Annotated in this window: 18 protein-coding genes; 11 read left to right on the forward strand and 7 right to left on the reverse strand. The window is 60.9% G+C overall.

The window, feature by feature from the left end:
• The 5 genes from Q0X61_RS09785 to Q0X61_RS09805 all read right to left on the reverse strand — a co-directional run.
• Positions 1-235: hypothetical protein (locus Q0X61_RS09785; protein WP_297742343.1), on the reverse strand; the 235-nt coding region annotated here is incomplete at its 3' end.
• Positions 198-560 (reverse strand): hypothetical protein, encoded by a 363-nt coding sequence (locus tag Q0X61_RS09790; protein ID WP_297742344.1) that lies wholly within the window; start codon positions 558-560, stop codon positions 198-200. The genes Q0X61_RS09790 and Q0X61_RS09785, both read right to left, overlap by 38 nt.
• A gap of 15 nt (positions 561-575) precedes the next feature.
• Entirely contained in the window at positions 576-1,019 is a 444-nt protein-coding gene (gene arfB, locus Q0X61_RS09795; protein WP_297742345.1) for an alternative ribosome rescue aminoacyl-tRNA hydrolase ArfB, read from the reverse strand.
• Between the two features lie 98 nt (positions 1,020-1,117).
• Positions 1,118-4,384 carry a hypothetical protein gene (locus tag Q0X61_RS09800; protein ID WP_297742346.1) on the reverse strand — a complete coding sequence of 1,089 codons (3,267 nt, stop codon included), beginning with the start codon at positions 4,382-4,384 and terminating at the stop codon, positions 1,118-1,120.
• Positions 4,381-5,790, reverse strand: coding sequence for an SWIM zinc finger family protein (locus Q0X61_RS09805; RefSeq protein WP_297742347.1), 1,410 nt, complete (start codon positions 5,788-5,790; stop codon positions 4,381-4,383). Before Q0X61_RS09805 ends, Q0X61_RS09800 begins: the two co-directional genes overlap by 4 nt.
• A gap of 65 nt (positions 5,791-5,855) precedes the next feature.
• Between Q0X61_RS09805 and Q0X61_RS13425 the strand changes: the two genes are divergently transcribed.
• The 4 genes from Q0X61_RS13425 to Q0X61_RS09820 all read left to right on the forward strand — a co-directional run bounded on the left by Q0X61_RS13425 (position 5,856) and on the right by Q0X61_RS09820 (position 7,619).
• The gene (locus Q0X61_RS13425) at positions 5,856-6,080 is read left to right on the forward strand and encodes a nucleotidyltransferase domain-containing protein (RefSeq protein WP_367270736.1); all 225 of its coding nucleotides are present in this window, start codon (positions 5,856-5,858) and stop codon (positions 6,078-6,080) included.
• 255 nt (positions 6,081-6,335) lie between these two features.
• On the forward strand, positions 6,336-6,791 hold the full coding sequence (locus Q0X61_RS09810) for a hypothetical protein (protein WP_297742348.1): 456 nt from the start codon (positions 6,336-6,338) through the stop codon (positions 6,789-6,791).
• Positions 6,792-6,957: 166 nt separating this feature from the next.
• On the forward strand, positions 6,958-7,308 hold the full coding sequence (locus Q0X61_RS09815; RefSeq protein ID WP_108872309.1) for a type II toxin-antitoxin system RelE/ParE family toxin: 351 nt from the start codon (positions 6,958-6,960) through the stop codon (positions 7,306-7,308).
• The gene (locus Q0X61_RS09820) at positions 7,305-7,619 is read left to right on the forward strand and encodes a helix-turn-helix domain-containing protein (protein WP_297742349.1); all 315 of its coding nucleotides are present in this window, start codon (positions 7,305-7,307) and stop codon (positions 7,617-7,619) included. Before Q0X61_RS09815 ends, Q0X61_RS09820 begins: the two co-directional genes overlap by 4 nt.
• Before the next feature lie 265 nt (positions 7,620-7,884).
• Here the strand turns inward: Q0X61_RS09820 and Q0X61_RS09825 are convergent, their stop codons facing one another.
• Together Q0X61_RS09825 and relB are read right to left on the reverse strand one after the other, a co-directional pair.
• Positions 7,885-8,136 carry a type II toxin-antitoxin system RelE/ParE family toxin gene (locus Q0X61_RS09825; RefSeq protein ID WP_297742350.1) on the reverse strand — a complete coding sequence of 84 codons (252 nt, stop codon included), beginning with the start codon at positions 8,134-8,136 and terminating at the stop codon, positions 7,885-7,887.
• A gap of 30 nt (positions 8,137-8,166) precedes the next feature.
• On the reverse strand, positions 8,167-8,382 hold the full coding sequence (relB, locus tag Q0X61_RS09830; RefSeq protein WP_297742351.1) for a type II toxin-antitoxin system RelB family antitoxin: 216 nt from the start codon (positions 8,380-8,382) through the stop codon (positions 8,167-8,169).
• A 586-nt stretch (positions 8,383-8,968) separates the two neighbouring features.
• On the opposite strand from relB, the gene Q0X61_RS09835 reads away from it, so the two are divergent.
• From Q0X61_RS09835 to Q0X61_RS09865, 7 genes are all read left to right on the forward strand, one after another.
• Positions 8,969-9,364, forward strand: coding sequence for a VOC family protein (locus Q0X61_RS09835; protein ID WP_297742352.1), 396 nt, complete (start codon positions 8,969-8,971; stop codon positions 9,362-9,364).
• Positions 9,365-9,625: 261 nt separating this feature from the next.
• A complete protein-coding gene (locus Q0X61_RS09840) occupies positions 9,626-10,789 on the forward strand; it encodes a CBS domain-containing protein (RefSeq protein WP_297742353.1) in 1,164 nt (387 codons plus the stop codon).
• A gap of 1,788 nt (positions 10,790-12,577) precedes the next feature.
• A complete protein-coding gene (locus tag Q0X61_RS09845; protein WP_297742354.1) occupies positions 12,578-13,117 on the forward strand; it encodes a GNAT family N-acetyltransferase in 540 nt (179 codons plus the stop codon).
• A gap of 270 nt (positions 13,118-13,387) precedes the next feature.
• Positions 13,388-13,696 carry a nucleotidyltransferase family protein gene (locus Q0X61_RS09850; RefSeq protein WP_297742355.1) on the forward strand — a complete coding sequence of 103 codons (309 nt, stop codon included), beginning with the start codon at positions 13,388-13,390 and terminating at the stop codon, positions 13,694-13,696.
• A gap of 113 nt (positions 13,697-13,809) precedes the next feature.
• Positions 13,810-14,208 carry a hypothetical protein gene (locus Q0X61_RS09855; protein ID WP_297742356.1) on the forward strand — a complete coding sequence of 133 codons (399 nt, stop codon included), beginning with the start codon at positions 13,810-13,812 and terminating at the stop codon, positions 14,206-14,208.
• 479 nt (positions 14,209-14,687) lie between these two features.
• Positions 14,688-15,575: a siderophore-interacting protein gene (locus tag Q0X61_RS09860; RefSeq protein ID WP_297742357.1), complete on the forward strand. Its 888-nt coding sequence runs from the start codon at positions 14,688-14,690 to the stop codon at positions 15,573-15,575.
• A 53-nt stretch (positions 15,576-15,628) separates the two neighbouring features.
• The gene (locus Q0X61_RS09865; RefSeq protein WP_297742358.1) at positions 15,629-16,681 is read left to right on the forward strand and encodes an iron-siderophore ABC transporter substrate-binding protein; all 1,053 of its coding nucleotides are present in this window, start codon (positions 15,629-15,631) and stop codon (positions 16,679-16,681) included.
• The last annotated feature ends 9 nt before the right edge of the window (positions 16,682-16,690 follow it).

A 16,690-nucleotide genomic window follows, 5' to 3' on the forward strand; every position in this document is an offset into this window, starting at 1 on the left:
GCTCGAATCGTTCGCGAAGTACGTTGCGCCCGAACTCGGCTGGGAGCCGGCGAACGCGTCGTCGAATCCTTGACGCCGCCCGCCCGTTTGGCCAGCGATCCTCCGACCCGAGTTGCACAACTTTAGTGCCCGAGTGATGTGAGCGGCCCTCGATGGTGTCGATGGTGCGGTGTTCTTGCGCGGTGAGTGTTTGCCCATCACGGACCGCGCGCTTGGGGGAGTATTGCCAGATCATGGGGTGCCTTCATGATCTGGGAGCCGACGATGAACCGCAGCCCGGCGGCATCGATTTCCTTCTCCGCCTCGAAATACAGCGTGGTCACGTCATACAACAACAGCGAAGCGTCCCGGCAGGGCTGTTTCCGCACATGTGTGAAGCTCGCTGCTGCGAGCTGCTCCCGGTAATCCTTGCTGGCGCAGCGCTGCAGGGCTCGTTTCACCGTCGACAGGTGCACGGGTTGGAGGCCGAGTGCTTCGATCACGTGCAGGCTGTTCAGCTTCGAGGTCGGCTCCACTAGCCGAGCCAACGCGAGTTGGAAGAACGTCTCATCCTTACGCATCGGCTTAGGAACGAACTAGGGAATCTGAGGACGCCGTCTCGTCGACTTCAGCTCCGAGCGCCGTTTCTTCGCTTCAAGACGGCGTCGTACCGAGCCCTGCGTCGGCGTTGTCCTGCGCCGCGGGGGAGGAGGCGGAGCGAGCGCCTCGCGCAACAGGGCAGCCATGCGGCGACGTGCCTCGGCGCGGTTGCGGACCTGCGACCGTTGGGTCGACGCCGACAAGGTAAGGACGGTGCCGTCCAGGAGGTGCTCGAGGTTGCGAAGGACGCGGCGACGCTGGGCGTCGGAAAGCGATGCACACGTGGCGATATCGATGGAAAGCTGTACCTTGCTGTCCGTCGTGTTGACGCCCTGGCCGCCCGGCCCCGACGACTTCGCGAACCGCTCCGTCAGATCGGCGGCTGCGATAACTACACCGCCGGGGATCCCCGGGCCGGGTGCGATGGTCAGGTCGTTCATGCAGCCCACCCTACGTTCTTGCCGCCCGCGTGTGCCGCCTCGTCGTCGCGTCGAGAGGCATTCGACCTCCTCGGTGGTCGCCTCGTGGGAGTTTTCAGTCAGCTCAGGGACTTGGCTGCGCCGAAGTCTGTGGCCAGCGCCCGGGCCTTCTTCACCGCCGCGGACGAACCCTTCTTCGCCGCCAACGCGCCGATGCCGTCCCACGCGTCAGCCGGTACGTACTCTCGTCGGGTGGCTTCGAGCAGGACCTCGGCGTGCAGCGTCACGACGTCGAGGACTCGGTTCACCCACTTCGGTAGCGTGCCCTGGCCCCCGGCAAACCGCAGGGGTTCGCTCAACGTTGGCCACAAGAACGGCAGCAACCCGGGCTGCTCCTCGAGGACGTGCACCACTCGTGCCGGGCTCCACACCTCGTGGTATGGCAGCAACCCGATCACGGCGGCCTTCACAGCAGCGGAGCCGTACGCCCTCTTCTCAGCCAGTTCCTGTACCAGCCTCCTCTTCACATGGACGTCCTCGGCGCGCACCGCCAGATAGGCGATCACTACCGCAACCAGCGCGTCGGAAAGCTCGGTTGCACCCCCGTTCAATGGGCGGTTCGTACCCTCGCGCCAGTTCCTGAAATCGTCGGCGACCAGGGCTTTGCCGTCCCAATGCAGCCAGCTTTCCTTGCCTTCCGGCTCGTCCTGGCTCACACGCCTGCAGATGGCCTGGCCCTCCTTCGCGATGTCGTAGAGCCATCTGGTCGGCCTATCAATCTCGAACACAGTCGCCGGGTAGCCGGGCACAACCATGTCGAGGTGCAGGTGCGTCTGTTTTGTGTTCGAACTCGATCCAGGTAACGAGTACGTCACCCCATCCGGGATGTTCGGTTTGGTCCCGGCTGCTGCCGGCCAGATCCGTTCGAACCGCGCTACGTCGAGCGCAGGCGTAGCAGGCTGCGGAGGTTCCACCTGCCGGTCGGGCAACTGTCCGACGACGGCCTTGGCGGCGACAACCGCCTTCGACGACCCGCTCCGAGCCGCCAACGCGCGCACCCCCGGCACCTCCAACGCTGACGCCGGTGCAACACCCGAGGTGACCGCAGCCAGCACCTCGCCGACGTAGTCCTGCATCGCCTGAGCTGCCTCGGCGGTGCCTGCCAACATCCGCGGGGCTTTGAGAGAGGCGACGAGCACGTCGTCCAACACCGGCCAGACAACCGACAACATGCCGCGATCCGCAGCGTCGCGTAACGACTCGACAAATGATGCGATGTTGCTCAGCTGAGCACCCCAGTCGAGGTAGTCGATGTTGGCAACGCCGGGCACTAACAGCCCGCGCTCCCAGGCTTCTTGTAGCGCCAACGCTGACTCGGTGGCATGCTCCGGACGGCCTTGGCAGTGCACCGCCAGCAAATTCACCGCACCTCCCGGCCCAAGTGGCTTGGCGCTGCGAGCTAACTGCCGAGCCATGGCCGACGTCTCGTCCGGGAAGTGTCGTCGATCAAAGTGGATATTCAGGGCGTCACCCCAGTTGGGGAAAACCCCGAAGTAGCACCCGATACAGTTATTGACGCTCATCTTGCGGTCCAACCCGACCAACGACTTGGGCCAGGTCAAGCTGTCATTGCGGTCTGACGAGGCAAAAGGCGCCTCCATATCGACGAATGGTCTCTTCAGGTAGGACATGATCACTTGGGCTGTGTTTCGAAGTAGCAGCCTGCCGTTTGCCAGCTTCACCGGAACCTCGGGCAGGCTGGCTTTAGCGTCCGCCTTCGTCACGTCGAGGCGAGCCAGCGCCATAACCAGGTCAGCCTGCAGCACCGGGACGTCTGCGGCCGCATACTTTTCCAGGGACGCAACCAGATCGTCGAACTCGACACTCAGATCAACCCGCGATGGCTGCGACAGCAGGCAGGGGATCTGTCCGAGGTGATCAAACGTGCTTTCAACACGCATGTCCCACAAGGAGCTTCGCGCTCGCCGATGGGGCTGCGCCGGTTCCCCCGCCAGCCAGTTGCGAACGACGTCTAGCCAGGGCACCGACGAGATCCCACTGAGCGCCCTTCGGGTGTCGTCCATGCTGTGGTTAGCCAGGGCGACCGCCAGCGCCAGGAATCGTTCTTCGTCCAAGTCGACCACATCAAGGTCACCCCGAGATGTCAACACTCGAAGCGCTTCGGTCAACCCCTCCGGAGTGACCTCACCCAGCTGAAACTTCGGGACGCTCCACAGCTGTGGAGTTGGCTGCCACAGCCCGGTGACCTCGGGTTCTTCGCTTGGAGCCGTGGGGCTCACGTTCCAATTCGCCAGCACCGCTGCGGCCAGCTTCGCCGTGGCTTTGTCGCGGGACTGGGCAAGTTCACCCAGTCTCTCGGAGAGTAGTTCAGCACTCGCCTGGCCGGGGAAAGCCCGCTGCTTCAAGGCCTGCAGCACCTGCCGCAGTGCCTTCTGCGTCTTCACGTACAGGCAAGCCAGAGCCACTTCTCCCACCATGTCGTCGGCTACATGCGCGATCAGCCGAGGCCCGAAGCCCTCGACGATCGGCGCCTCACCTTGACTCAGGATGGGGATCAGCGCATCGGCGCGGGCGGCCAGTTCATCGTCGGTTATCGCGAAGTCGTTCACGATCAATGACGTGAGTGCTTTGCGGTCACCAGGACGCACCGCCGCATCCAAAGACACGACGAGCTGCTCCAGCCCCGAGTCACGCTCGATCATCCCCGCCTTGGTCGCAGCGGAAAGAAGCTTGCCCAAAGGCCCCGTCATGGGTACGCCTGAATGCAGTGCTGCCCGCCAGTGCTCGTCAAATGAAGGACGCAATTCTTCGAGGGTCGGGAGCGCACGATCATCAGAGCGTGCGATTTCGGCGACGTCCCCGGTAAGCGCCGCAAGCGCCACTACTGCCCAGTCTTTGAGGTAGTCGATTTTTTCCGGGACGGGTAGCCCGAGGTCGCACACCAACCGGACGGCTGCCTCCCCATGAGCGGACAGGGAGTGCTCAAACGGCCTCAGACGAGGGGTGCACACCTGATCGATGAACTTGGCGGCGTAAGTCTCGCCACGTTGGGCGACACATCTGGCCAAAACAACGTCGTCGGTCTCCCACAGCCGCGACGCTGTCCTGCTCGCATCCACACCGAGACGCAACGCAAACAGGGCGAGCATGGTTTCATTGACGCTTACCGCGCTGATCCAGCCGTAAACGTTGGATCTGATCTTCCCGTACTCGCCCCAGTCGCCGGTTCTCAGCCCAGCCAGAGCCACCTTCTGTTGTTCCTTCGTGCCCAGCGGCAGTGTTGGCGCATCGGCAACATCAGCCTCGGCCCAACCTAATTCACGAAAGATCTCAATGGCCTCATCGAGCCTCGGGTTCAGTTTCATTCGGGTCCCTGTCGTCCGGTGGGGCTGGTGGAGTCTACTTCCGGGACAATCAACGATCGCGGGGTCGCCGCTGCCTTGTTGTGGGTCAGCATAACCGCGAGAACATGCTTGCACGGCCCACGGTCGCCGCCGTGTGAGAGGTACCAGGTGCAGCTGCAGGTGGCGCCCTTCTCGGGGGCGGAAGCGTCGGGGCCGAGCCGCACGCCGTATTCGATGTCGCCCGACCTGACGATCCAGGCCTCCGAGCCGGCGCTTCGCACGGCGTTGGCGGACACGAGCTTCCGCGCTGCAGTCAACCGTGGGTTGTCCTTTTCGACACGGTCAGGCGAGTCGGGCAGTTCACGATGGAAGTAGGCCTGGTCGTTGACGTCCCACCCCACGCGACCAGAGGCCGCGAGCACCGCAAGCGCGGCCTGCACCCGAGCCTCGGGGAGCGCGGTGTCATTGGCGAGGCGATGAACGTCGATGATCGGCTCAAAGGCCAACATGGCGCTGACGAGGTCGGCGTCCTCCGTGACGTTCGGTTCTGCCAGTGAGGTCAGCAAGGAGCCTTCGCCGGAGTAGCCGCGCCATTCTTTATCGGTCAGCCCGAGGGTGAGCCGGGCGTCTGGCAGCTGCAGAGTGATCATCGCGCCGACGGTGTGCTCGTCGGCGGGGCGGTGGACAATGAGTCCTTGCACGTGAGGCATCAGCCGTTTCAGCGCGCTCAGCCGCTGCAGACCGCTGACCTGCACTGCTCCTGGCGACGCCACCGCACTGGCCTTTACTGTGCCGCGCGACGAGGACAGCCATGCCGAACGCCCGGACACGCTCGCGGCCGGCAATCCGGCAAGGAACTGGCGCGCACCCGAGGCAGACACCCGGAACGCTTCGACGAAACCTTGTTGTGACTGCGCCGCGTTGCCCAGCGCGCGCACCCAGCGCGGCGGCATCGTCACGGGACGCTCAATCGTGGAAGTCGCCGTCGTCGCCGCCCGCAGCCCGTCTGCGCCGACGTCGACGTGCAGGAGTTCATTGCGCGGCAGATTGGACAGCAACGCCCTGGACGCTGGGCCGATGTCGACATTGGTGGTGCCGCGTCCGATGTCGCCGCCGTCAAGACCCGAGCCCATCAACTCGAAGCATGCGTAGACGGCGTTGCACGCCGAGAAACACTCGGCCCGCAGCCGATCGCCGTGCGCGGAAAGGATCGGGTCGCGCTCCGACATCGGCGTGTAGTTGTAGTAGCGGGTGGCGGTGATGTCGGCGAGCGTCACGAGCCCGCGGGCGAGCACCTGCGGGTGGGTTGCGAAGCCGTGGAAGAAACTGGGGGATGCGTTGAGTCCGTCCGGCTCCAGCCCGGGAGCAAGTGCGAGCGTGAGCCGGTTGTCTATGAGAGTGGTTTCTCTGGAAAAGACCCTTTCCATCCGTACCTCCAAAGCCGGTGCCCTGCGACGATAGTAGGCCATGCTCGCTGCCCCAGCCTTGGTGCGTGCGCGCCGACCCACGAGCATATCGAACCCCGTGCCGGCGTTCAGTACCATGGCGTGGGGAATTAGCGCACTTTGGATCCGTCGTCACCGGTGACTTTGGCGCGGACAGTGACGTCGACTTCCTCGTCGACTTCCTCCCGACCGGCCGGATCCGTTCGAAGACTTTAGTGTGCTTCGTGACGATCTCCAGGAGATCGTTCAACGCGACGTCGATCTCGTCGTGAAACGAGCCATCAGGAACCCCTACTTCCGTGAGGCGGCGCCAAGGGCGAGGAACTCGGCACCCGGACGGCGGATCTCAAGGGCAGCTATAGCCTGCCCGACATCATCACGGAGCTGCAGGAAGCCACTTCTCTCACTCGCAAGACCATCGTCGATATTCTGATCGGCAGCGAGCGTCTGGATGACTTCATCAGTAATCCGAACGACTTCATCGCGATGACCAGCGTTCACTCACAGCAGAGCTTGGGGCGCTGCAGGTGGAAGGCGTCCAGTACGAGCGGATTGCGGGCTCGATCGACGAGCTCCGCGAGCTACAGAAAGACGGGCAGGAGGAGAAAGAGCGCTTCCTCGACCAGATGTACAAGGTGCAGCACACCCAGAAGACCGACTTCGACTACGTCGTATTCGACTCCGACGTGGAGCGCCAGTTCGCAGAACTGCTGGACTCCCGCGAGGACATCAAGTTGTTCATGAAGCTGCCCGCCAAATTCAAGATCGACACCCCGGTCGGCCCGTACAACCCTGACTGGGCAATCATCAAGCAGGAAGACGGTGAAGATCGGATCTACGTGATCCGCCAGACGAAAGGCACCCTCGAAGACTCGAAACTCCGTCCTACCGAGCTCGCCAAGATCAGGTCCGCCAAACGTCACTTTGAAGCTATCGGCATCGACGACTACGCACGAGCGACGCCAGGAGCATGGAAGCTGTGAGGCGAGGGGCAGGCTCGCGGGCGGTCAGGCACTCTGACTGAGCTCGAGGTGTCAGCCTCTTCGAGGGCCAGCGGTGGGGTGCTTATCCAGCCGAGCAGTCTCGGAGGGTGTACGTGCTGAGCACGATCTCTTGATCGTAGACCTTCTGGGGTCTATGGTGGTGTCTATGTGGAGCGTGGACATCGAGCTGATCGCAGGATGGCTCGCTTCGCTGGATAACGACTCTCGGGAGCAGGTTGTGGCTGCAATCGAGTTGCTGGAAGACCGAGGCCCTCAGCTCGGACGGCCGATCGTCGATACCGTGTCTTCGTCGAGGCATCGAAATATGAAGGAGCTCCGGCCCGGATCATCTGGTCGGACAGAGCTCCGCATCCTTTTCGCTTTTGACCCAGTACGTGAGGCGATCATGCTTATTGCTGGTGATAAGTCGGGTAGCTGGAAGCGATGGTACGCGCGCAATATCCCGAGGGCCGATGACCTCTTCGATGAACATTTGCGTAGATTGAAAGGAGAATGAGTGAGATGGCTATGTTGTTGAAGGATTTCGTCGCTAATCATCCCGTGGACAGGGAGCGCGTCGATGCGCATAAGGAGCGGATGCTTGCTGAAGTGCGTGCTTACCGCCTTCGCGAATTGCGTGAACGAGCTGGCCTCACTCAGGCTCAGTTAGCCGAGCGAGTTGGGGTGGGTCAACGCCAGATCTCCAAGATTGAGCACGGCGATATCGAGAATGCGAAAGTTGGCACTATTCGTAGGTACCTTGAGGCGGTTGGTGGGGGGCTCTCCATCGAGTATGTGCTGGGCGATCAGCGCGTGCAGGTGGCCTGAGTATCAACGCGGTGACTGCGGGGTCTTGCCTGTCCCGTTGTTACCGCGACTCTCGTAGTTCCTTTGCCTTTGTAAGGAATGCCGGCCTGGAGTCGACGTCGTGGATGCGTGTCCATCGGCGGGGCAATGCGTTGGTCGACGGCGCACGCTGACCCGGTTCAGTATCGCCACCCGCTGCTGGGGCCCGTGTTCTTGGCTCACGCGGAGAACCGATTACAGGCCGTTCGCCCCTCAGTAAAGAGTTGCTCGTTGAGTGCGACGACGTTCAGCGCTCGTAGACCTTGTTGCGTCGACTGATGGGGAAGCCCTCGATGGTGACGACGTCGTTGTGGATGAGGGCGAGGATGCGGTAGGAGCCTATGCGATAGCGCCATTCGCCCGAATGATTCGCGGTGAGCGCTTTGCCGAGGGTGCGCGGGTCCAGGGATCCGTCGAGGTTGTTCTTGATCCAGGTGGTGAGGATCCGGGCGTCGAACCGGTCCATCTTGGTCAGCTGTTTACGTGCTCGTGCCGTCAACTCGACGCGGTGCCGGAATGGGCCGAGCCGTCATCGGTCGAGTTCGTCGAGGATTTCGTCGATGCTGAAGCGCTCGCCGGAGTCCTGTGCGATGGCCTCGCGCAGCTCCTGGAGGTCGTAGGAGTCCTCGATCTTCTCCAGGATGGCGGCACGGGCGAAGTTGGAGATGGTGACGCCCTCGAAGTGGGTGAACTTGCGGATGAGCTCGGCGTCTTGCTCGTTCATGCGGATTGTCATAGTGCGCATGGTTTCTCCCTGCGGCCGTGAATACAGTGTATTCAGGGATGTGGTCCGAGGCAATATGCGGTGCCTGTCTTGGAGGTGTGGTCACCTCATGCTGCGCCCGTGATGCTTCTACCCTTCGGAATCCGGTGGAGTTCGGCTTAATGTGTACGGGCGGTGCGTTGGGGTACTGGAACACCTACTGGAGCATTTGTTGCAGTAGTTCAAAGGAGGCGCCATGATGCGCGAGGGTCGCGGTCGGATTTCCCTTCCCAGTGTACGAGGCCGACTTCCGCGAGTCGGTGCTCAGCCAGGCAGAGACTGTCTATGTTGCCGACGTCTAAGGCCCACCTGTGGGTTGCCCATCAGGCATGCTTGGCTGCCCTGTCCTTTGTCGAGAGAGTCGACGTGCTCAGCCGCTGGCTGGCCCGCGAGCGAGTCAGCGACACGCGCGCCCACGGGCGCTGACGGTTCTCCGTGCTGGAGCTCGACCGAGCGACGAAACCGTTGAGAGTGATAGATCAAGCGTGAACAAGCAGTGGAGAGAAGCAGCTCGACGGACCCCAGGTAAGAACCGAGAGCCTTCGACAACCTGGCCTAGACTCCACATATGACCAACCCCGTGCACCACATAGAGTTGTGGACCACCGACCTGCACGCGTCTGCAGCTTCCTTCGATTGGCTCCTCCCCCTACTGGGATGGCAGGCCCAGCACGATCCAGATTGGCCACAAGGAAGGACGTGGACTCACCCCAGCGGAACATATGTGGTGCTGGAAGAGTCGCCTGCTATCACGGGCCCACACGACCGCATGCGAGCTGGGCTGAATCACCTTGCCCTCCGCGCGAAAGATCGAACACTTCTCGATGGACTTCAACGGCAGTGCTCAAGCCATGGATGGAGTGAGTTGTTTGCCGACAAGTACCCACACGCTGGCGGGCCTGAGCACACCGCGCTCTTCCTCGAAAACAGCGAGGGATTCGAGGTTGAGATCGTTATCGAGTGAGTAGTGCACCGCGTCTGCGGTTGCTCGTCATGCGTGACAGAAGTTACACATTGAACCTAAATTCGACGGAGTTCCGCAGTCAAGTAACCTGTGACTTCCCCTCATCACGCGTCGCGACGTTAGTTCTCGAACATAGGTTATCCTTGCCCCAGCGGGCCCCACCCCAGCCATGAGTACATCGATGGCTAGTGGGCATAGTCGCCCGCTCCGATGCAGAACTACCCACTTGCGCCGAACGCCACTACCTAGTAGGTGAACATAATGACGACCAACGACGAAATCAACACTTCCGATACGCCCACAGATAAAGATGGGCAATCGCACCAAGATAAACTCGATGAGTTTGTTTCATCCAACGAAACTAGCGCCCAATTTCCCACCAGCTACGTAATTGAATGCTTTGGTCGATCGCGCCGTGGAGCCATCGTCAACCGTCGGATCAATGAGTGGCTCGCGGAGAACCAATTGGAAATGTTCCCGGATATCAGTTCAGCCGACTATTACGGCGACGTCGAGATCCGACGCCTCTACCTGGACTCCGAACCGCAAACTCCGAAACCGGATGAATCGTCAAACGAAACCGCCTCAGAGAAATCGGCAGTGGGTGGCTGGGTTTTGTCTTCTTTAAAGAGTGACGCCGATGAGTTAGATAGCCTTGAGTACGGGGACTCAGTAAGCGACGCGATTGAACTAATGCAGCAACGAAATCGCACCAAGTTGCCACTCTTCTTCTCGAAGAACGACAGGTCGACTCTCATCGGTACGGTGACCATCTCGGATCTCACCTTTGACAAAGTATCCGACCAGACGAAACTCATTAATTTGGCAACAACCCAGGTTCCAGTAGTAGGAACGAATGAGAAGCTTTTCGACTGGGTCTCGACCATTCTTCAGCACGGATTTATCTACGGGAAGAACGCAAGAAACGAGATCGTACAGATCTACACTACGTGGGACCTAGCGACTCATCTAAACTCGATCGCCGCAATGTTCCTGCGCGCTAACGAGATCGAAGAGCTTCTTCGAGGGATTCTCGCGGATGTTGAGGAAGCGAAGCTCAAGAATGCCATACAAGCGAAGGGGTCACTGACAGAGGTTTATATAGACACAGAACAAAGCATGACACTAACGAAGGAAGAAGTTAACCCGAGCGGGGCAGATGACTCCGAGAAGTCGTTTTCGGAAAAGCTAACGTTTGCAGACTACATCAAGGCCGTAGCTGACGACACGATATGGTCTGAGGTGTTCAGCGCGGATCGCATATCTGACGAGGACAAGCCGCGATGCATCCGAAGCCTGAACGATGCTCGCCTCGCACGTAACCGTGTGATGCATTTCAATCGATCAGAAATACCTGAAGACATGATTCCATCATTCGAGGCCTTGGCAGTGTGGTTGCGCCAGATAATTCAGTCGAAATCTTAGCAAGAGTCAGCAGCTGAATCGCATTCCGAAGGTCAACTTCGAACCCCTTCTATATTGCACAGAGGAAATTGATCCCGCATGCCAGCTTTGCGACTCTAGCGCAGCTTTCTCTAATGCGCTACGAGTATGCGTCGGATTGGCTGGGTCGACTGATACAACAACAGGCGCCTCTACGGGACGCTGGGAGTGCTCACCCCGATAGAGTTCGAGACGCTCCACTGCGAGGCCCTCACCCGAGAGTCCGAACCCGCAAAGTAGCGGCAGAGGACCCCGGCCGATTCAAGGTTCACGCAGAACGCGATCGGAATGACTGTGAAGAAGATCGTCCAGACTCCGCGGCCCATCCATTCCGCGCTGCTCCAAGCCGGCGACCACACCCAGCTGATCCCACCCCACACTCCAGACGAGCGGGCTTGAATCATCCACCAGATCACCAGCCGACCGGACACTTAGCAAATGGATCAACTCAGGACCGGATTGCAGGACTCGACCTCGAGAAGGAACCCGATCCGGGCACGGGCCACAGAGATACGGTGTAGTCCAGGTAGGCCGAGGAGCAGGTCGCAAGGGTCGCAGCGATCCAGCGAGACCGGGCAGGCGCACTTAGGGTTCAGCATTGTCGAGGCCCTTGGTGGTGCGAGCAGAGTTAAGAGTTCGCTCATCATCGGAGACCTAGGCGTCTAGATCCAGCTACCCCGCACCACCGGCGCGCCCGCACTCAACTCTGAAGAGCCAGTTATCGAGGTGGATATCCTACCGGGGATGACCGTCAATAACAAATGGCTTCGTCTCGCGCTTGGTGAGTTTCGCGCGCCGCTCGGCCTGCGTCAGCGCGTCTCGCAACTCCCCCACACTTTCGATCGGCAAGTCCCACCGATCCTGGTCTAGGATTCGCCCAATATGTTCATCGAACCTGCGAACCGCGCCGAGGGCAGCCTTCGCTTCGAAGTTGCTCGAAAATGGCGGCTGAAGAAGTCTTCCAACGACTTTTTCTGAGTAGGTACCATGTCTGTTGGCGAGATTCCTGGGTAACTTATTTCAATTGGGCCCGTGCGGGTGACGACCCACCGCTCCAATGCCACACGAGCTTCACGTAACAGCCGCCGGTCCTCACGCCGTTCTGCAACGGTACCACCGACAACTTGGGTCAGGTATCCACCGAGTAGCGCACCAACGAGAGCGAGCGCAGGAACGATCAAGTCCACAAGATCCACAACATCCTCCCAGAGTCGCGAGCGATCCCCATCCAGGGCTGCGCACACGCTTCGCGTGCGACTTGGACGCCTCGGAAGCGAATCTTACTTGCACCCTAGCGTCCAAGGATTAGGAAATTACGGAAGTGGTTAGCAAGAATGGTGCTGCGGCGTTGACCACTTTGTGCGGCTCACACATTGAATCTAAATTCCACGGAGTTCCGGTTTGACATGTGATGCCTGGGGAGTGGGATGCGGCAGCAGCAGGCTCGTGCTCGATCAGTTTTTCACTGCGTGAGTCATGGCGCGCCTTGTGTGCTTGTTCAGGTGATCAGAACGCGTGTCGAACGCGATCCGAGGGTGGGGGAAACCGACCGTGAGCTGACTGCCAGCCTCGTAACGAGGATGGGCGCGAGTTTTCTATGCTCGCAGCTGCACTGGCCGACGAAGGCGAGTGAATCGGTGACCGATGACGTGGTCATCACTGCAATCACTGTTGCGGAGCTTCTGGCTGGACTGCGCAGATCGTCTTCAACGCTTGAGCGTGGTCGAGCTCCGAACAGCACTCACTTCGAGGGAGGAATACAATGCCCACGTGGACGCCGCCCGCGATTCTTGCCTTGAGTTGCATCGTCCAACTCGTGCTGAACTGGGTGTTCGCCAGGGCTGGCTTCGTGATCCCGACATGATGGCGTACAACGCAGGTTGGAAGCTTCAACATCCCGGCTACGACAACGAGACTGGCTGCATCGACTGGCCGGAGTCGCAGTGGGACGAGTTCCTTGCGTTTTATCAGCGAGATCCTGCCCAAACTGACTACTTTTACCTGCGCGACGTCGTCGCCGATGAGTACATCGGGCACGTGCATTACGAAATCTCGAGTAGGGGCGACGCGGAGATCGGCATTAACATCATCCCCGAACGACGACGCCAGGGCTGGGGCGCCACAGCACTCCGCTTGCTCGTCGAACAGATCTGGGCGGCGACCTCGGTCGATCTCATCGTGAACGAGTTTGAAGAGACCCGGGGGTCGGCGATTTGCCTCCACCGCAAGATTGGCTTTCGGCCAGCAGCGTTGTCCGAGTTTCATGGTGTGCCGATGCGACGCTGGGAACTCTCCCGTCCTCAGCCCTGAGCACTCGCTGTTGTGGCAAAGAGCGTGGTGAAACGGTCGGGGCATGGCCTCCATCACTGGCGGGGGGCGACGATGCAGTCGTCGGTCTGACAAGATACTTGGCTACGAGGCTCGGAGCCGATCCGAATCGTGCGGTATCGGCTGTTGCCTTAGCAAGGCATTCGGTAGCTACTGGCATGCCACTTGCTGCCCTGCTCCTAGGCTCAACCTGGCAAGAGGATGGATCGCGATCGGTCCCCTTAACCTCGCCCACGGTGGGATACTGAACACATGACTGTCATTGCAAGCCTTGATCGCGACGCCATCACCTGCGTCGCGCAGCGCCATGGTGTGGCAGAGCTGGCTGTGTTCGGCTCTGCAGTTGCGGGTGGCTTTGACTCGGACAGTGACGTCGACTTCTTGGTGGATTTCCTTCCGGGTCGCCCTGATCCTTTCGATGACTTCTGTGCGCTTCGTGACGATCTCCAAGAGATCGTTCAACGCGACGTCGATCTCGTCGTAAAGCGGGCAATCCGCAATCCCTACTTCCGTGAGTCGGTACTCAGCCAAGCGGAGACTGTCTATGTTGCCGACGTCTAAGGCTCATCGTTGGAGCGGAAAGATATCGGTAGGTACTACCCGAGCGGGTTCAGGCTCAGTTGGCATGGGGTCGGCGTCAATGTCGGCCTAACCTTGACACGGCTAACGTGTCGATGAACGCGTCAAATTTCGACATGTTCTTCCGATGTGGTGATGCCGTCGACATATTTGGAGGTTCCGACGACTCCCCGTCGCCGGCCGCGGGAGAGGCCGATGCACCGGGCGCCGAAGCAGGTTATTCCCTGACAGCGCTACTCACCGTGCTGATCGCCCCGAGACGCAGCGGGTGCGCCGTCGGATTCTTCGTGCTGAATGCGTGCGACGTGCAGCCGGGCGTGGGCGATGGCGTCGAGGGTGGAGTTGAACGCATGGTTTTCGTGCGCGAGCTGATCGAAGACGCCGAGTTCGCGCAACACAGGAATGCGCTCAGGTTTGGTGCCGGAGAGCAAGACGCGGGTGCCCCCGCGTTCGAGACGCCCTCGTCTCCGCCAGTCAAGCGGGGTCAGATGTGACTCGAGTTGCCGTAATGCTATACCTCGACAATCAGCATGCGCTCAGCGGTTTTGAGGGTCACATCGGTTCGCGTCGCTGGCGATTACTCCGCACCTGTGGCGGAAGGAGGCTCGTAGTCCCAGGCGGCCAATCCCGCAGCGGGGGCTCGGGGTCGTCGTCAACGGGTGGCGACGCTGGGAAGCAGCCCCCGGTTTCGACGGGTGCGAAGGCCCACGTGGCTTGGGAGTACGTCCTCGGATGTGCTCCTGAAGCCGGACGAGCACTCTCGATGCCCGCTCAGGCGTTCCCCCGCCAGGGCGGGGATTCGCCCGGCTGGCGCCACAACAGGTTTCGCCCTTGTTGTTGGGCTCAACGACTGGCATGCTTCCCTGTGCTCGTCCGGGCTGTCTTGCCGGCGAGGCTCTGATCGACACAACCCTCGAAGATGCGAGAGAATTACGTTAGGTAAGGCTTACCTAATTGTGTTACGGTGTGCGCCATGAAGTCAGAGCCCCCCTACACCGCGGTTGACGTCCGCGTCGACGCTGTGCGCGATCTATGCCCCTCGATGCGTCGGGTCACCCTAAGTGGACGAGGGCTGCGGAAAGCTGCTCCGCTCTGCCTCGATCGTCGGATCAAGCTCGTGCTGCCGAGATGTCGTGATGACGCGCTGGCAGGTATCCCGCGTAGCCCGGATTGGTATGCCTCCCTCGTGTCCTTGCCGGCGCATGAGCAGCCAGCTGTGAGGACCTACACGGCCCGAGCCATGCGTCCAGACAAGGCTGAGCTCGACGTCGACATGGTCCGTCACGGCGCCAGCGGGCCTGCGAGCCGATGGATTGAAACCGTGACTGTGGGTGATCGGCTCGTCGTCGCGGTACCACGTGCCGAGGTGGAGGGTATAGACGCTATCGGTCTGGCATGGCGTCCGGGCAACGCCAAGCAGGTCCTGGTGGCTGGCGATGAAACCGCGGCGCCAGCCATAGCCAACATTGCCGCATCCCTGGGCGCCGATGTCGTCGGCACCATTCTGGTCGAGATGCCAACCCCTGAAGACACCTGGCCTCTCACGGCCCCGCCTGGGGTTGAAGTCAGACTGCTGTGCCGCGACGGGGAGAATCCCGGCAGCCTGCTCGAACGTGAACTTCATGCCCTGACCTGGCCACCCGAACCTTCTGGGATCGTGCCAGCTGAAGGGTTTTACGATGATGCGGGAATCCTCTGGGATGAGCCCGTCGGTGATGCCGACGGCGAACACTTTGCTTGGTTGGCAGGTGAATCGGGGGCCGTGAAACGTATGCGCCGCTTGTTAGTGAGCGAACGAGGCTGTCCCCGCGACCGGGTGGCTTTCATGGGCTACTGGCGGCGAGGGCACGCCGAATCGTAATTACCCGGCGCGATGGCGTCGGGCCCACACCACACATCAAAGGATCACCACAAATGCACCTGTCAGTTTCGTGTCCCCGTATGCCTCGCCGCGGGCTGCTTGCCCTGGCCGGGGCCTCCTCGCTAGCTGCCCTCGTCGGCTGCAGCAGTGATGACCCGAGTGCTGGGTCCAAGAGCACCGGCAACGCGTCGGCGGGCAGTTTTCCTGTCACGATGAGCCATGCCTTGGGAGCCGCAACCATCGAGCAGGCGCCCCAGCGAGTTGTCACCATTGGTCAGGGCGCCGCTGAAGCCCTCATTAGTCTGGAGGTGTACCCCGTGGGCGTCGAAACCAGTACCTGGGGCGCTGACAAGGATGGACATCTACCATGGAACCGCGAAGCCTTCGAGAAGGCAGGCCAGCCCCTTCCGGCTCTGTTCGCTGGTGGTGAGCAACTCGACGTCGAGGCCATTGCGGAGCTCGAGCCCGACTTGATCCTCGCTCCGTGGTCAGGGATCACCCAGGAGCAATACGACCAACTGGCCGCATTCTGCCCGACTGTCGCCTACGAGAAGACCGCCTGGACCACCACCTGGGACGGCGAGATTCGTACGATCGCCAAGGCGCTGGGGCGTCCCAGTGATGGAGACAGGGTCATCAGCGACCTCAAGAAAACCCTCGCTGACGCTGCTGCCCAGCATCCAGGATGGAAGGACATCACCTTCAGCTACATCTACACCCAGGGGCCGGGAACGCTGGGCATCTTCCGGCCTACTGAGCAGCGTGTGGCGATGGTCAGCATGCTGGGTTTGACCGTCGACCCGATCATCGACTCCATCGCGGCCAACGATGGGTCCGACTGGGCACTTATCGGCCTCGAAAATGCCGATAAGCTCAAGGATTCTGACCTCATCTTCACCTGGTACGTGGATGCGGCGACCAAGAAGCAGGTTACGTCGCAGCGGCTCTACTCGTCGATTCCTGCCATTGAGCGCGACAGTGTGGTGGCCCCGTCCGACGAGCAGCTCGTCACAGCGATGAGCATGATCAACCCGCTCACCGTGCCGTGGTGCCTTCCCCGTCTCACCGACCTCATCGATCAGGCCGTCGCGAAGGTCACGAAATAACCCTTGCAT

The sequence above is a fragment of the uncultured Tessaracoccus sp. genome (assembly GCF_947255005.1).
Taxonomy (GTDB): Bacteria; Actinomycetota; Actinomycetes; order Propionibacteriales; family Propionibacteriaceae; genus Arachnia.

Coding starts and splice junctions, on each gene's coding strand:
- Q0X61_RS09865 (WP_297742358.1), top strand. CDS start 15,629: ATGCACCTGTCAGTTTCGTGTCCCCGTATGCCTCGCCGCGGGCTGCTT.
- Q0X61_RS09820 (WP_297742349.1), top strand. CDS start 7,305: ATGAGTGAGATGGCTATGTTGTTGAAGGATTTCGTCGCTAATCATCCC.
- Q0X61_RS09850 (WP_297742355.1), top strand. CDS start 13,388: ATGACTGTCATTGCAAGCCTTGATCGCGACGCCATCACCTGCGTCGCG.
- Q0X61_RS09805 (WP_297742347.1), bottom strand. CDS start 5,790: ATGGAAAGGGTCTTTTCCAGAGAAACCACTCTCATAGACAACCGGCTC.
- relB (WP_297742351.1), bottom strand. CDS start 8,382: ATGCGCACTATGACAATCCGCATGAACGAGCAAGACGCCGAGCTCATC.
- Q0X61_RS09815 (WP_108872309.1), top strand. CDS start 6,958: ATGTGGAGCGTGGACATCGAGCTGATCGCAGGATGGCTCGCTTCGCTG.
- Q0X61_RS09860 (WP_297742357.1), top strand. CDS start 14,688: ATGAAGTCAGAGCCCCCCTACACCGCGGTTGACGTCCGCGTCGACGCT.
- Q0X61_RS09800 (WP_297742346.1), bottom strand. CDS start 4,384: ATGAAACTGAACCCGAGGCTCGATGAGGCCATTGAGATCTTTCGTGAA.
- Q0X61_RS09790 (WP_297742344.1), bottom strand. CDS start 560: ATGCGTAAGGATGAGACGTTCTTCCAACTCGCGTTGGCTCGGCTAGTG.
- Q0X61_RS09840 (WP_297742353.1), top strand. CDS start 9,626: ATGACGACCAACGACGAAATCAACACTTCCGATACGCCCACAGATAAA.
- Q0X61_RS09835 (WP_297742352.1), top strand. CDS start 8,969: ATGACCAACCCCGTGCACCACATAGAGTTGTGGACCACCGACCTGCAC.
- arfB (WP_297742345.1), bottom strand. CDS start 1,019: ATGAACGACCTGACCATCGCACCCGGCCCGGGGATCCCCGGCGGTGTA.
- Q0X61_RS09855 (WP_297742356.1), top strand. CDS start 13,810: ATGAACGCGTCAAATTTCGACATGTTCTTCCGATGTGGTGATGCCGTC.